The organism is Paenibacillus sp. FSL R5-0519 (genome assembly GCF_037974275.1).
In the GTDB taxonomy this organism is placed as follows: Bacteria; Bacillota; Bacilli; order Paenibacillales; family Paenibacillaceae; genus Paenibacillus.
Genome location: NZ_CP150234.1, coordinates 3779065 through 3794240, shown reverse-complemented (window position 1 = coordinate 3794240; position 15176 = coordinate 3779065). Strand labels below are relative to the sequence as shown.

The 15176-nt window shown below is 45.6% G+C and carries 12 protein-coding genes; 11 read left to right on the top strand and 1 reads right to left on the bottom strand.

Annotated features, from left to right (window positions below; translation table 11 throughout):
- Nucleotides 1-15 precede the first annotated feature (15 nt).
- From MKY73_RS16895 to MKY73_RS16850, 10 genes are all read left to right on the top strand, one after another.
- Nucleotides 16-1308 (top strand): amidohydrolase, encoded by a 1293-nt coding sequence (locus MKY73_RS16895; protein WP_339302730.1) that lies wholly within the window; start codon nt 16-18, stop codon nt 1306-1308.
- 192 nt (nt 1309-1500) lie between these two features.
- Nucleotides 1501-2556 carry a dockerin type I domain-containing protein gene (locus tag MKY73_RS16890; protein ID WP_339302729.1) on the top strand — a complete coding sequence of 352 codons (1056 nt, stop codon included), beginning with the start codon at nt 1501-1503 and terminating at the stop codon, nt 2554-2556.
- A gap of 90 nt (nt 2557-2646) precedes the next feature.
- Complete coding sequence (locus tag MKY73_RS16885; RefSeq protein ID WP_339302728.1) at nt 2647-4599, top strand: S-layer homology domain-containing protein; 1953 nt, start codon at nt 2647-2649, stop codon at nt 4597-4599.
- Nucleotides 4600-4887: 288 nt separating this feature from the next.
- Complete coding sequence (locus tag MKY73_RS16880; RefSeq protein ID WP_339302727.1) at nt 4888-6852, top strand: ATP-binding cassette domain-containing protein; 1965 nt, start codon at nt 4888-4890, stop codon at nt 6850-6852.
- Nucleotides 6853-6880: 28 nt separating this feature from the next.
- Entirely contained in the window at nt 6881-7549 is a 669-nt protein-coding gene (locus MKY73_RS16875) for a response regulator transcription factor (RefSeq protein ID WP_339302726.1), read from the top strand.
- Nucleotides 7550-7551: 2 nt separating this feature from the next.
- Nucleotides 7552-8883, top strand: a complete 1332-nt coding sequence (locus MKY73_RS16870; protein WP_339302725.1) for a HAMP domain-containing sensor histidine kinase — start codon at nt 7552-7554, stop codon at nt 8881-8883.
- 211 nt (nt 8884-9094) lie between these two features.
- Nucleotides 9095-10930 (top strand): UbiD family decarboxylase, encoded by a 1836-nt coding sequence (locus MKY73_RS16865; protein ID WP_339302723.1) that lies wholly within the window; start codon nt 9095-9097, stop codon nt 10928-10930.
- Between the two features lie 283 nt (nt 10931-11213).
- On the top strand, nt 11214-12305 hold the full coding sequence (locus tag MKY73_RS16860) for an HD domain-containing phosphohydrolase (RefSeq protein ID WP_339260786.1): 1092 nt from the start codon (nt 11214-11216) through the stop codon (nt 12303-12305).
- A 163-nt stretch (nt 12306-12468) separates the two neighbouring features.
- Complete coding sequence (locus MKY73_RS16855) at nt 12469-12942, top strand: SRPBCC family protein (protein ID WP_339302722.1); 474 nt, start codon at nt 12469-12471, stop codon at nt 12940-12942.
- Between the two features lie 17 nt (nt 12943-12959).
- Complete coding sequence (locus MKY73_RS16850) at nt 12960-13118, top strand: hypothetical protein (protein WP_339302721.1); 159 nt, start codon at nt 12960-12962, stop codon at nt 13116-13118.
- Nucleotide 13119: 1 nt separating this feature from the next.
- Here the strand turns inward: MKY73_RS16850 and MKY73_RS16845 are convergent, their stop codons facing one another.
- Nucleotides 13120-14340, bottom strand: coding sequence for an MFS transporter (locus MKY73_RS16845; RefSeq protein WP_339302720.1), 1221 nt, complete (start codon nt 14338-14340; stop codon nt 13120-13122).
- Between the two features lie 240 nt (nt 14341-14580).
- Here MKY73_RS16845 and MKY73_RS16840 point away from each other — a divergent pair, with 240 nt between their 5' ends.
- Nucleotides 14581-15162, top strand: coding sequence for a TetR/AcrR family transcriptional regulator (locus tag MKY73_RS16840; protein ID WP_339242142.1), 582 nt, complete (start codon nt 14581-14583; stop codon nt 15160-15162).
- Nucleotides 15163-15176 lie beyond the last annotated feature (14 nt).

Genomic DNA, 15176 nt, shown 5'->3' with positions numbered 1-15176 from the left:
GGAGCTGTGAATGTAATGAGTATACTGATTCAGCAAGCTACGATTCTAACGATGAAAGATGCCGATGCCCCCTTTACGGGGGATATTCGTGTTGAAGGAGATCGCATTACGCAGATTGCTGACCACATTTTGCCTCAACCGCAGGATGAGATTATTGCTGGCCGCCATAAGATCGCCATGCCGGGTCTCATTAATGCCCACCAACATACACCAATGAGCCTGCTTCGGGGATTCTCGGATGATCTGAAGCTGATGGACTGGCTCGAACGCAAAATGCTGCCTGCGGAAGCGCAGATGAACCCGGAAGATATCTATTGGGGAGCCAAGTTATCCATCGCCGAGATGATCCGTTCGGGTACCACTGCCTTTGCGGATATGTACATTCATATGAACGAGATTGCCGAAGTGGTCAAGCAAACAGGTATCCGGGCATCGTTGACACGAGGAATGGTATTCATGGAGGACGATGGGGGACGCAGGTTGCAAGAGGCGATTGATCTTGTGCAACGCTGGTCTGGAGCCGCCGATGGGCGGATTACAACGATGTATGGACCGCACTCTCCCTACACATGTCCCATGGAGCCACTCCGAGAAGTCATTGCTATGGCTGTCACGGAGGATATCCCGCTTCATATTCATCTGGCTGAGACGAAGGAAGAAGTCGTGAAGATTCGAGAACGTTATGGCATGACACCGACAGAGTATTTGGAAGAAGCGGGGATGTTCGAACAGGCACATGTTCTACTTGCGCATGGCGTACACCTTAATCGAAGGGATATCAGCAGATTGAAGGGGATGCGTGGTGGTGTAGCACATAATCCGGTCAGCAATCTGAAGCTGGGGTGTGGAATTGCTCCGATTACCGAGATATTGGCCCAGGGGATTAACGTGGGGATCGGAACCGATGGAGCGGGAAGTGCCACAACCGTGGATATGTTCGAGGAGATCAAAGCGGCGACCTGGTTGCAAAAGCTGGACTATGGCGATCCCACACGCTTGCCAGCCAAGAACGTTCTACAGATGGCTACACGCGGAAGTGCTAGTCTGTTGGGCCTACAGGATGAAGTGGGTGTACTTGAGGTGGGGCGCAAGGCGGATCTGATCCTGATCGATCTGGCGAAACCACATCTTCAACCGGTACATGAAGTAGAATCGTTACTGGCTTATAGTGTAAACGGTGCGGATGTGGATACCACGATTGTGAACGGTCAGATCCTCATGCAAGGCAGGAAGTTGTTCACGATTGATGAGGATGAACTCTACCGTGAGGTGAAGGTTAGAGCCAAAAGGATTGTTGAGGGAATTTAATTTTTAGTGAATTTAATCCAAACTGGAAAAATAGTTGTGCTCAAAACGCTATGGAGGCTTACTCCATGGCGTTTTTTGTCGAATTACAACTGGGAATAGTTCCATGGTCCTGTTCAGAATTGGTTCAGAATGACTCGTTATACTGAGCGTGTAGTTGTTCAAATTAGAAATGTACACGAGGAGGAACATGAATTGAAGGGGAAACAAAACAAAAAACGGCTTAAGCCAATATTGAAAAAAAGCATGTTGACTGCGCTCGGATTGGGCATTGCATTGCCTATAGGTGGAACGCTTCCGCAGGCTGACGCAGGTGCAATTGGTCCGGTAATAAACATTTCACAACCTGTTCTTAATGATGGCATCAACTGGTTAAGTTATTCATCGAAACCAAATGATCCTTCTTTACGCGATGTGCCCATCGAGGTGACCATCAATAATATCATCAGAATCAATCTAAGTACACAATTTCGATCCGATGAGTATAGCCCGCCTACAGCCAGCTCAAGTGATAGCAGTATCGCTGAGGTGTATGTAGAAACCAGACAAGATGAGAATATGCCAACGCCTGAGAGCACATTGGTGGTTATTCCTCGCCAAAGCGGCAAAATCAGCATCGAATTAAAAGCGAATTATATGATCTCTGGTGCACCAGAGACTGTTACGGATAACATTGAACTTTACATTAGTAAAAAAGGGGATGTAAATGCAGACGGAAAAGTGAATTCCCTGGATGCATCTGACCTTTTCAATTATCTTCGTAACATGATGACTCGCCGCAGCTTTTCTTATGTAGAGATGAACCGAATGGATGTGGATCGTAATATGGAACCCACTCTGGGGGACATGGATGCTTTGTTAAAAGGATACAAAGGCAAAACACTTGGCGGAAAAAACAATGACTATGTGTTGACCTTCAAGCAAGTAGATGATGCGCCGTATGTACTAAATGGTGAATTGATGAATGCCATGTTAATTGGAAATGAAATTGGGGTTCGTCATTATATAATGGATATTGATTACAATGATTCCCTTAATACTCCTTCTTACCAGTGGTACCGCGCGACAGAAGCTACGGGAGAAGATATGCTGCCAATCGAAGGGGAAACAGGAGCACAGTATACCGTTAAAGAAGAGGACGAAGGTTATTATCTTGTGCTCGAAGTTATTACTCAGTCCACTTGGGACTCCAATACGGAGCCTAGAAAAGTATACATTGTTGGAAAAGAAAAAATACAACACCTTGATTAATTCATTTTTTTAATTTGGATAAGGACTAACAATACTTTTTCTATCTTTACCATACGATCTATTAATTGATACAGACATGGAGGCTATTACATGTTTCAACCGAAAAAGAAACGTCCCAGAATCAGAAAAACAATGTCGGGTCTCATCGCACTGACATTACTCTCTTCACTCATATTGCCAAATGTAGCTGGAGCAGAGCCGGTAGAAGCAGCTCAAGTACAATTCGCAAATGTAAGCGTACAGGCAGGGCAGAGCGTTCATGTACCTGTTGCATTGAAGAAATCCTATTTCGGAGTGAAAGCTTATAATATGCAGATTGATTATGATACGTCTGCACTGGAAATTGTTCGGATCACGCCTAAATCCATCAACGCCAACACCATATCCTCCAATGAAGAAGGTGTAGCAGATTTCCAGTATGAAATCAATAATGCAGAAGGCTGGGTACGGATCATTTGGGTTGATTTTTCTGGAGGGAACAATCCGATTGTAGATGAACAACAAATGTTTGATATCGAGATCAAAGCCAAAAACAATGCGACGCCTGGAACAAAACAGCTCTCTGTAGATCAAACGGATTCAGAGCATTGGCATTTTACGAATGTTGAACATCAGAGTTACACTGAATTGTCAGGTGGAACAATCACAATTACAGCAGCAAACTCAGGTGGTGACAATTCTGGTTCAACACCTACACCGAATCCTGGTAACTCTTCGGGTGGAGGAGGAGGAAGTGTGTCGCCAACTTCCCCCGTTGTGACCCCTGTTCCAGCAACTCCAGCGGTAACCAAAGGTGTAGACATCTATGTGAACGGACAGAAACAGGAACAATCTGCTACAGCTACCACATCAACGGTAAACAATCTGGTTACCACTACTATTCACGTGGATAATACCAAAGTCATCAATCAGATTGGAAGTGGACTAAGAACGCTTCTTCTGCCGATGACAGGTACTGGCAAGGGTACGGTCGTTGGTGAACTGAACGGCAAGCTGGTCAAAACGATGGAAGGAAGTAATGCCGAAGTTGTCATTCAGACAGACAGTGGTACGTACACTCTCCCGGCAAATCAGATTCAGATTGATCAGGTTCTGAACCAATTCGGAAGCACTGTTCCACTCGAAGATATTACCATTCAAATCGCTATTGCACCTAGTGCTGCATCCAAGCAATCAGCCATTCAGACCGCAGCGGACAAGATGCAGAATACTACGGTGGTTGCAGCTCCAGTTGATTTTGAAGTAAAAGCGATCTGGAATGGACAGCAAGTCAATGTGGACCGTTTCAACTCTTATGTAGAGCGCTCCATCACATTGCCAGAGGGAGTAGATGGTTCAAAGATTACGACTGGTGTTGTGCTTCAGCCAGATGGCAGCCTTCTGCATGTGCCGACGAAGGTTATCAAAGGAATTGGACAAGATTCTGCTATTATTAACAGCTTGACGAACAGTACTTACGCCCTGATCTATCATCCGGCAACATTCAGCGATGTATCAAGTCACTGGAGTCGTGATGACGTACAGGATCTGGCATCCCGTCTGATCGTGCAAGGTACTGGTGAGAACGAATTTGCGCCAGACCGGAGTATTACGCGAGCAGAGTTCACGGCTGTTCTGTTAAGAGGTTTGGGTCTGCACTCCCGGATTAGCACAGAAGCGACATCATTCACGGATGTGAAGACAGGCAGCTGGTATGAGGATGAGGTTCAAACTGCCGTGTCCTACGGCTTGATCTCAGGTTATGCTGATGATAGCTTCCGTCCTAACAGCGAAATTTCTCGTGCTGAAGCGTTGACGATTGTGTCACGTGCGATGAAACTGGTCGGTCTGGCACAGGCCGACGCGTCAGAGACAACAAGTCTGCTGAGCACATATAGTGATAGTGCTAAAGTACAGGCTTGGGCTGCAGAGCCGGTTGCTTCGGCAATTAAACAAGAACTGGTACAAGGTGCTGATGGCAAATTGATGTCAGAAGCAGATATTAGTCGTGCGCAATCCGCGGCGATTGTGAAAAGACTGCTGGCAAAAGCCGGATTAATCTAAACGATATAAGTTGAACTAAAGATTATTTACACAGACACTACGATGACAGAATAGTAACGAAATAAGACAACCCGAGTCCTTATATCTGAGGATTCGGGTTGTCTTGCATCTACACTTACTTAAAATGATTTATTTCAAGCAAAGCTGTAGGTGTTTTTTTTACATATCGTTCTTTTGAACCGCTCCTACAGGCCCATGGCCCAGTTCATTATCAGTTCATACAGATTTGGTACGATATGAACATCAAATAGATAGATATTGTGCTTGATCAGGAGAGGAAGAGACCATATGAAAATACTAGAAGTCAAAAATGTGAAGAAGTCATACACCTTATATGGAAAAGAAAGAGTTCCGGTCCTCCACGGTTTGAACCTGAGTTTTGAGACGGGGGAATTTGTCTCTATCCTTGGCGAATCTGGCTGCGGTAAGTCGACACTGATGAATATCATCGGTGGCATGGATTCCGATTATGAAGGGGACGTCGTTGTGCGTGGCAAGAACCTAATTGCCATGACAGAGAAGGAAATGGACGATTACCGAAAGAATAATATCGGCTTTGTCTTTCAAAATTTCAATCTGATCCCGCATCTGTCTGTCCTCGAAAATGTGACGATTGCAATGCAAATGACGGATACCAATGAAAAAGAGCGAAATCAACGTGCCGTTGATATATTAACAGAGGTTGGACTGAAGGATCATCTGAACAAACGTCCCAACCAGTTATCAGGAGGTCAGAAGCAACGGGTTTCCATTGCACGGGCTTTATCCAACAATCCGGACATTATTCTCGCAGATGAACCGACAGGCGCGCTGGATCGAGAAAACGGAGATCAAATCCTGGCCCTGCTCGACAGCATAGCCCAAAAGGGAATGCTGGTGATCGCCGTAACTCATTCGCAGAAAGTCGCTGACTCCGGTACACGTATTGTGAAGGTAGAGGAGGGGCGCATCAGTGATGATATTCATCTCAAAGATCCTTCTGCGACTGTCTACGAAAGTGGTCAAGGTTCTTCCCGGAGCCTGGGCTTGCTTGCTTCCTTCAAGATGGCACTCAAAAATATGAAACTCAACGCCAAGCGTAATGTCCTGGTCGCTTTGGGTGGATCTATAGGTATATTAAGTGTACTCCTGATGCTTTCCTTGGGGAATGGGATAACGACGTATATGAACGACGAAATCAATTCAAGTATGGACCCTTTGCTTGTGGATATAACCAAGCCGAGTGAAGAAGCCAAAGACATGCAAGGTCCCGAAGCCTTGATGGCAACAGGTGAACCGTTCACCGAAGCTGATATCGAGACGATTCGCAATTTTCCTAATGTGGATCATGTAGAGACAATTACGACCATTACAGGCCAATCAACAATGGTGAATGAAAAACAAAGTGTGGGACTTACGCAGTTAACGACATTAACGGATGCTTTTGATCCCGCACTGATGACAATGGGAGTTCTCCCGGCAGAAAATGAGATCTTGTTACCCCTCGATACGGCGAATAAATTAAGCGGAAATGACCAAGCTGATTCCATGATCGGCAAGTCCGTGCTTCTATATATCAATGAGATGGATAGCAATAATAAACCAGTGACTTTGGAGAAAGAAGTAACCATCTCAGGGATCTACGAAGCGGCAGATCAACGATCTCCAATGCAACAATCCCCGGGATACATCTCATCAGGGACGTTAGAGCAGATGTTCTCGGACAAAGGAATAACAATTGGACCGATTCAGGTTAATGCCTATGCCACCGATATGAAATATGTAAATGATATCAATGAAGCTGCTGTTGACGCTGGCTTCGCAGGCTCCCAGATGGCCAAGGTCATGGAGAATATCACGACTTACGTAAGTATGGCTTCCATTGTACTGGCGGGTATTGCAGGCATTTCGTTGATCGTATCCGGTATTATGATACTGGTTGTACTCTATATTAGTGTCGTGGAACGCACGAAAGAGATCGGAATACTACGGGCAATTGGAGCGAGGAAGAAGGATATCAAGCGAATATTCTTCTCGGAATCTGCCTTATTAGGCGTATTTAGTGGTATTATTGCGGTAATCTTTGCAGTTATCATAAGTTATGTGTTAAATATACTTCTGGACAATGCGTTTGGAGCAAAACTGATCCATCTCTCGGGATATTACATCTTGTTTGGTCTCGTGGTAAGTACAGCGATTAGTATCGTGGCTGGTTTGATGCCATCATCAAAAGCGGCGAAGCTGGACCCGATGGAATCCTTGCGATACGAATAAAACGAACGGCGGAAAGGATAATGGCTACATGAACATGATTCTGGTGGTGGACGACGATTCCCATATCCGCAAATTAATCCGAATCTATCTTGAAAAGAATCAATTTTCCGTGCTGGAAGCAGCGGACGGTCAAGAGGCGTTAGATCTTCTCTCTCATACGAAAGTTGATCTGGCGATTGTGGATGTCATGATGCCGCGAATCGACGGCATTGAATTGACAGAAGATATCCGATCCTATCTGGATATTCCGATCCTGATTGTCACCGCCAAGGGAGAATCCAAGGACAAGGTCAGAGGATTTAATGCCGGGTCAGACGATTACCTGGTTAAACCTTTTGATCCTGTGGAGTTAATCCTGCGTGTGAAATCATTATTGAAACGATATAACAAAAGTTCATCAAATATCATTCAGATCAGCGGTGTAACGATTGATTTGGGCAATCTGATGGTCGTTGCGGACGGACAAACGATTGAATTGAAAAAGAAGGAATGTGAATTGTTATTTTCTCTGGCGAGTTCGCCAGGGAAAATATTCACACGTACACAGCTTATCGATGATCTATGGGGCATCGATTATGAAGGCGATGAGCGTACGGTCGATGTGCACATCAAGCGGTTAAGGGAACGGCTTGAACCTGTACCTGAACTGGTGATCTCAACGATAAGAGGACTTGGATATCGACTGGAGCGGGCATGAAGATGCTGAGGAAGAGCCTGCGACTTCGAATTGTAGCTACGTTTATCGGGATTGTTCTGGTGAGTTTGATTCTCTCCTTTATGATCAATAACGGGTCCCGCGAAAAAGCGCCGAACCGTTTTATGGTTACCTTTGCTGAAGACATCGCTACAATGATTAACCTGATTGATGATCAGGAAAAAGTGAAATCAAGCTTCGATATCTTTGCCCGCTATGGCTTAAATATCACGCCCGTGAATGAACAAAGTGACGTGTTGTCTTCCTTGCCAGAGGATAAAGTTCATTCGTTATTTGAGGCGGGGACAACCGATGCCATGTTTATATCCAGTAAAGATGGCATTGCGACCGTAGGTGTTCCCGGAACAAACGAGGGGATCGGCACATTTCTGATACAAAGCGATTTCTCTTCTCTTTTTCACACACTGCGCAACACGCTCTTAACCTCACTATTAACGGTACTGGTCATTGGTAGCTTATTAATCCTGTTCATGTCCGGGTACATTGTGAAACCGATTAAGAGGTTAACGGTTGCTGCGAAGGAGATGTCATCAGGTGACCTGTCGGTTCGCTTGAAACATAATAATCAGGATGAGTTCGGGGAACTGATGGAGAGCTTTAATCATATGGCCAGTGAGTTGCAAAAAATCGATTCGGTTCGTGATGACTTTGTTAGCAACGTCTCTCATGAAATGCAGTCTCCGCTCACTTCGATCAGGGGATTTACCAGAGCACTACAGGATGGTGTTATTCCTTTGGAAGAGCAGAAAGAGCATCTGGATATTATCTATGAGGAAACGCTGCGCTTATCGAGGCTCAGTGATAATCTGCTTCGGCTAGCCTCGCTGGATTCGGAGCATCATCCGGTGCATTTCACCACGTTCCAGGTCGATGAACAATTAAGAAGGGCGATCTTATTGGCGGAGCCGCAGTGGTCGCAGAAGGATATACAGATCGAATTGGACTTGTTGCCCTGCGAGATCACCGTGGACAAAGATTTGTTTGATCAAGTCTGGCAGAATTTAATAAACAATGCAATCAAATACACCGGCCCTGAGGGTACCATTCATGTCGAGATTGAGACGTCATCTTCATTCGTGAAGGTATTGATTAGAGATTCTGGACAAGGAATACCTGCGGAAGCCCTCCCGTATATCTTTGATCGATTCTATATGGTGGACAAAGCGCGAAGCAGCTCACTTCGAGGCAATGGGTTAGGGTTGTCAATTGTGATTAAAATTTTGAAATTGCATCAATGTACCATTGATGTAGAGAGCGAAGTTGGAACAGGTACGCAGTTCATAGTCACGATTCCCAGATCGGTTATCACATCTTAGGCAAGCCAGAATTGAAAGCAGCAATATGAAAACAATCGGCTCCTGTACGTTCAGGATTCAGATTGCTTCATATTGCTTTTTTGATATTAAGATACTCAACAAAATTTCATATATAGTTTTGTTTAGCAGTGAATCATTTGATAAAATAGAAGAGACGTTATGTGAATCTATGAACTTAATCAATTTATCATACACAGAATGGAGCCATTCAATGAACTATCGCAATATGGAAGATTGTATTAACGATCTGGAGCAGCACGGTCATTTGATTCGGGTCAAAGAAGAAGTTGATCCTCATCTGGAAATGGCAGCCATCCATATGAAAGTGCACGAGGCTAAAGGCCCGGCATTGTTATTCGAAAATGTAAAAGGCTCGAAGTTCCAGGCCGTATCGAATCTCTTCGGCACGGTGGAGCGAAGCAAATTCATGTTCCGGGGGACGCTTGAAGGCGTACAACGGGTGATGGCTGTTCGTGACGATCCGATGAAGGCGCTTAAGACGCCGTTTCAGCATGTCCGCACTGGTCTTGCCGCATGGCAGGCGCTGCCGAAACAGAAGTCTATCAGCCTACCCGTGTCGGCACAAGAGATTCAAATCTCGGATCTGCCCCTAATCAAACACTGGCCCATGGACGGCGGGGCATTTGTGACACTGCCGCAAGTGTATTCCGAAGATCCAGATAAACCCGGCATCATGAATTCGAACTTGGGAATGTACCGGGTTCAACTGAATGGCAATGATTTTGAATTAAACCAAGAAATTGGATTACACTATCAGATTCATCGCGGAATTGGTATACATCAAGCCAAAGCGGTCAAAAAAGGAGAACCACTGAAAGTCAGCATTTTCATTGGGGGTCCACCAGCACATACACTTTCAGCCGTTATGCCTCTGCCAGAAGGACTTAGTGAGATGACATTTGCCGGTTTGCTCGCCGGACGTCGCTTCCGGTACAGTTACAAGGACGGGTATTGCATCAGCAATGATGCTGATTTTGTCATCACGGGTGATATCTACCCAGGTGAGACGAAGCCTGAAGGTCCATTCGGCGATCATTTGGGTTATTACAGTCTGACACATGAATTCCCGTTAATGCGTGTGCACAAAGTCTATGCCAAACCTAATGCCATCTGGCCATTTACGGTTGTTGGTCGTCCGCCTCAAGAGGATACGGCATTTGGTGATTTGATACATGAGATTACAGGAGATGCCATTAAACAGGAGATTCCGGGCGTCAAAGAAGTACATGCGGTCGATGCGGCAGGAGTCCATCCATTACTGTTCGCTATCGGCAGTGAACGGTATACGCCTTATCAGGTAGTAAAACAGCCAACAGAGCTGCTTACGATTGCCAACCGAATTTTGGGTACAGGTCAGCTCAGTCTGGCGAAGTACCTGTTTATAACTGCTGAGGATCAGCAGCCTCTGGATACCCATAAGGAAGTTGAATTCCTGACCTATATCTTGGAGCGTATGAACATGCAACGGGATATTCATTTCCACACCCATACGACGATTGATACATTGGATTACTCCGGTACAGGACTAAACAGCGGTAGCAAGGTCGTTTTTGCAGCATATGGCGATAAGATTCGGGATCTGTGTACGGAAGTTCCGGAGTCTTTGAAAAACATACGCGGATATGAAAATCCACAGCTCATCATGCCGGGTATCGTCGCAATCCAGACATCAGCCTTCACAAGTTACGCGGATACAGCGCAGGAGATGCTAGCATTCACGTCTCTATTGAAAGAACAGGGAGGTCTGGACTCATGTCCGATGATTATCCTATGTGATGACAGTTCGTTCCTGAGTGCTAATCTCAGTAACTTCTTGTGGGCCACGTTTACCCGGAGTAACCCTTCACATGACATGTATGGAGTTAATAGTGGATATGACCACAAGCATTGGGGCTGTGATCATGTGATTATTGATGCGCGGACCAAACCTCACCAGGCGCCGCCATTGATTCCCGATGCTTCGGTTGAGAAGAGCATTGAACGTTTATTTGTTAAAGGGGCAAGTCTGGGTTCAATCAAAATCTAATATGAGTTGTCTTAAAGAAGTTCAAACGGAGCGTTTGAACTTCTTTGGCTTGCTCTGATCCAGCGATAAGACACAAAAGTGTGAAAAAGTTAAAAACCGGGACTAATTTGGAATTTGGAGTGAGGATAAAGTCTTACATGTTCGTATTTACCTTTGTGATTAAGGTCGTTTGAACTATGTATGAAATGAAGAATTATAACGATATAAAGAAGTATAGGTATTTTTGTGGCCCCGTTCCATTGGGTGCTGTTACTATAATGAATTGTTCAGGGGGAATACCGATTTGAGAATCCATATTATGAACCTGCAAGACGGAGACCGTCTGACTGCGGATACATTCAGCGATGCAGGATTACACGTTCTCGGGAAGGGGACCGTAATCAGAAGTGAGGATATTTCCTTGCTTATGCAGCACCGTGTAGATTATGTAGATATTGAATCACGCGAAGAGGAAATCACTGAGGCAGAATTTTTTGCTGCAGCCGCCAAGCATGCTTCCGGGTTAAGTACAAGTACGAAGGAAGAGCCGCCAGAAGAAGAGATGAAGTCCCAATTTATTCAGACTGTACATAATTATCAAAATGCTTTTCTTGAAGCCCTGACTGTTGGCAAGTTTAACGCTACCATGGTGGATGATGCACTGCAACCGATGGTTGAGGGACTGGATGAGCAGAAAGATGTCGTTCATCTCCTGATGATGCTGGAGCGGGATGATGTCAATAACTATACACATTCAATTCAAGTCGGATTGTTATCCTTCTACCTCGCGAACTGGCTAGGATATTCTCAGAAGGAGAGTTATCAGATTAGTCGCGGTGGTTATCTGCATGACATTGGAAAGTGTAAAGTCTCCCACCGGATTCGGAACAAAACAGAACCGTTGACAGCGGATGAGCAGCTGGAAATGCAGCGTCACACGATATATGGGCATGAAATCATTAAAAATTCGATGACGGATGAAGCGACGGCCTTGGTTGCCCTGCAGCATCACGAGCGTGAAGATGGGTCGGGTTATCCGATGCAACTTGAGAAAAGTGAAATTCACCCCTATACCCAGATCGTATCTGTAGCTGATATCTATATTGGCATGAGATCAGGGAGTCATGGGGGAAGCAATCCAAACCTCATCAACAACCTTAGAGATATCTATGGAATGGGATTTGGTAAATTGAATGAAAAGCCAGTTCAGGCATTGATGCAGCATTTACTTCCTAATTTTATCGGAAAACAAGTCCTGCTCAGCAATGGAGAAAAAGGTGTTATTGTCATGAACAATACGTCTGATATTTTCAAACCGCTCATCAAAGTGGAGTCGGAAGAATATCGCGATCTTTCCAAAGAGCGTACGCTTGCTATTGATGAATTGCTTATTTAATATCGGCAGCCTTTGCCATTCTGGCAATGCATGAAAGACGGGCCTCCTGTACTAAGACAGGGAGCCCTTTTTTTGTTATATCCCCCTTTGTTGTGTTGTTCGACCAACGAAGCAAGGTTATACTTTGCAAAGACCTTATTTTTCCTGCCAAGGAGCGATCGTCATGATTGAAGTGACAACAGAGATTACGATACTTGCCTCGATTGAACGGTGCTTTGACTTTGCCCGGGATATTGACCTACATACACAGACTGTCTGGAAACATACGAGAGAACGAGCGGTCGCTGGAGTAACCACAGGAAAAATTGGAGCCGGGGATACCGTTACCTTTCAGGCTACCCACCTGGGTGTCAGACAGAAGTTGAAGTCCCGAATAGTGCAGTTTGAACGACCGTTTTTATTTGTGGATCAGATGGAGGAGGGGGCTTTCAAGAGCATGCGACATGAACATCATTTTAGCGCGATTGCAGAACAGATGACATGCATGAGAGACATGCTGCGGTTTGAAGCACCACTTGGATTGCTGGGATGGGCAACGGAGCGACTTGTGCTGAAGAGATACATGCTGGCATTTCTGGAGAGTCGTAACCGTAAACTCAAAGTGATCCTTGAGCAGTATCCGGAATTGAACGAATAAAGGAGAGAAGACGTTGGATGGATAATGAGTATTATGTAGGTTGGGGCACCCTTGCCTTGATTAATGCCGGACTTGCACAGGGAAAAAACAGAAGCGGTCGGAACTGGTTTCTGATTTCCCTGTTGTTGGGTCCTTTGGCAACCCTCTTTATTGTGGTGTGGAATAAACTGGACTAATTCAACGATCGAGATTCCGATGCATATGACGATCAATCATCCAGAACAGAAGTGCGGCTGCACTAACACCCGCGCCTAACCAGCAAACCGCTGTCCAACCCGCCCATGCATACACTTGGGTAGAAACGATGGAGCCGGTTGCACTGCCGATGGAGTAAAAGATCATATACGCTGCCGTCAGGCGGCTCTGTGCTTCGGGACGAACTTCGTAGATCAGGCTCTGGTTGGTAACATGTACGGCTTGCACGGCGAGATCGAGCAGGATAACGCCGAGGATCAGGAACCACAACGAGTGATGGACATAACCGATGGGCAGCCAGGATAAGAGCAGAATGACAAGAGAGATACCGGTTGTTTTTTGCCCAAGGCCACGATCAGCAAGTTTACCTGCGCGGGCAGCAGCCAGTGCTCCAGCCGCTCCTGCGAGACCGAATGCACCTATAAGCGTATGAGACAGGGACAATGGAGGGCTGCTTAGTGGCAGAACCATGGAAGTCCACAAGATGCTGAAGACTGTAAAAATCAGCATCGCCAGTACACCTCGTACTCGTAATACACGCAAATCACGATACAGTTGCAAGACAGAGCCGAGTAATTGGGCATAGCTTTGTTTTACTTGTGGGGATTGTTGCCTTGGGAGAACAAGAAATAAGGCGACAATTCCGAGTAAGGTAAGGCTGGCAGAGAAGAGATACACCGATCTCCACCCCAGCCAATCGTTCAGCGTACCTGCAACCGTTCGTGCAAGTAATATGCCAATGACGATTCCGCTGGTGACCTGCCCGACAATACGACCACGTTCGGTAGGGGCTGCCAAGTGTGCGGCAAAGGCAACTAATGTCTGTGTAATGACCGCGAGTAGACCTACGACAGCCATACCCGTGAATAATAGTGAGCTGGACTTTGCGGTTCCTACCAGAACCAGTGCAAGTACGGATAAGAGCATTTGGATAATTATCAACTTGCGGCGATTTAAGAGATCCCCGAGCGGAACGAGAAGGAACAGCCCCAGGGCATAACATATTTGAGTCACTGTGATGACGATCCCTATGGATGATGGAGAGAGGTTGAACTCTTGAGCAATGGAGTCTAGCAAAGGCTGAGCATAATAAATATTGGCGACCGCAAGTCCGCTGCACACGGCAAAGAGAAGAGCAACTAACCTTGACATGGCAGGACGATCCTTATTGGATAATTGTGCATCTGGAGAAGAAGTTAGCATGAGTTGTTGTCACCTTTCTATTATGTACTGATCGGTATGTTATGTTTTGGGATAACCATACTTTATTTGCTTGGATTCTGTCAACAGAGAATGGGATGTGATTTTCAATTTGGTTAAAAACGTTTTATGGAGGAGTTTATTTAATTTTTACTCATTTTAAGTGAGTGATTTTTGACTTATCCATTGGTATGAAGTTAAAATATATAAGCATACTGATCGATACATAAAGAGGTGAAATGTATGGTTAGACAACGGGAATTTGATACGGACAAAGCACTCGATGCAGCAATGCATACGTTTTGGGACAAGGGGTTCGAAGCGTCATCTTTGAGTGATTTGACGACTGCAATGGGCATTCAACGTCCCAGTCTGTACGCGGCTTTTGGCGATAAAAAGGAATTATTCGAAACCGCACTTCGCAGGTACACCACGCAGCATGCGGCCCAAGTCAGAGCCAGACTTCAACAGGGCTCCACGGTGCGAGAAGCCTTCCGTGGGCTGTTTGAACATATTGGAGCTGAAGGGAGTGTAACCGAGCCTAGTCATGGCTGTTTTTGCATTAATACGATGGTTGAGCTGGCTCCACATGACCCCAAATTCGCTGTCCTCACACGGGAGCATCAGATGTATCTGGGTGTTCTTTTCAAGGAAACGATTGAAAAAGGCCAACAGAGCGGGGAATTGTCCGCTGACTTGAATGCGAGTGCGGTAGCACAGTCTTTGGTTGTATCCATGATTGGACTAACTGTACTGATGAAATCAGGACCGGACCGCTTGTTTGTAGAGCAGAGCATCCAGGTTACGCTGTCTTTGCTGCAGTAATAGGGATTTATTCT

What these genes read in the sequence shown, in the direction of transcription:
- MKY73_RS16895 (WP_339302730.1), top strand. Translation starts at nt 16, where the DNA reads ATGAGTATACTGATTCAGCAAGCTACGATTCTAACGATGAAAGATGCC.
- MKY73_RS16885 (WP_339302728.1), top strand. Translation starts at nt 2,647, where the DNA reads ATGTTTCAACCGAAAAAGAAACGTCCCAGAATCAGAAAAACAATGTCG.
- MKY73_RS16880 (WP_339302727.1), top strand. Translation starts at nt 4,888, where the DNA reads ATGAAAATACTAGAAGTCAAAAATGTGAAGAAGTCATACACCTTATAT.
- MKY73_RS16875 (WP_339302726.1), top strand. Translation starts at nt 6,881, where the DNA reads ATGAACATGATTCTGGTGGTGGACGACGATTCCCATATCCGCAAATTA.
- MKY73_RS16870 (WP_339302725.1), top strand. Translation starts at nt 7,552, where the DNA reads ATGCTGAGGAAGAGCCTGCGACTTCGAATTGTAGCTACGTTTATCGGG.
- MKY73_RS16865 (WP_339302723.1), top strand. Translation starts at nt 9,095, where the DNA reads ATGAACTATCGCAATATGGAAGATTGTATTAACGATCTGGAGCAGCAC.
- MKY73_RS16855 (WP_339302722.1), top strand. Translation starts at nt 12,469, where the DNA reads ATGATTGAAGTGACAACAGAGATTACGATACTTGCCTCGATTGAACGG.
- MKY73_RS16850 (WP_339302721.1), top strand. Translation starts at nt 12,960, where the DNA reads ATGGATAATGAGTATTATGTAGGTTGGGGCACCCTTGCCTTGATTAAT.
- MKY73_RS16845 (WP_339302720.1), bottom strand. Translation starts at nt 14,340, where the DNA reads ATGCTAACTTCTTCTCCAGATGCACAATTATCCAATAAGGATCGTCCT.
- MKY73_RS16840 (WP_339242142.1), top strand. Translation starts at nt 14,581, where the DNA reads ATGGTTAGACAACGGGAATTTGATACGGACAAAGCACTCGATGCAGCA.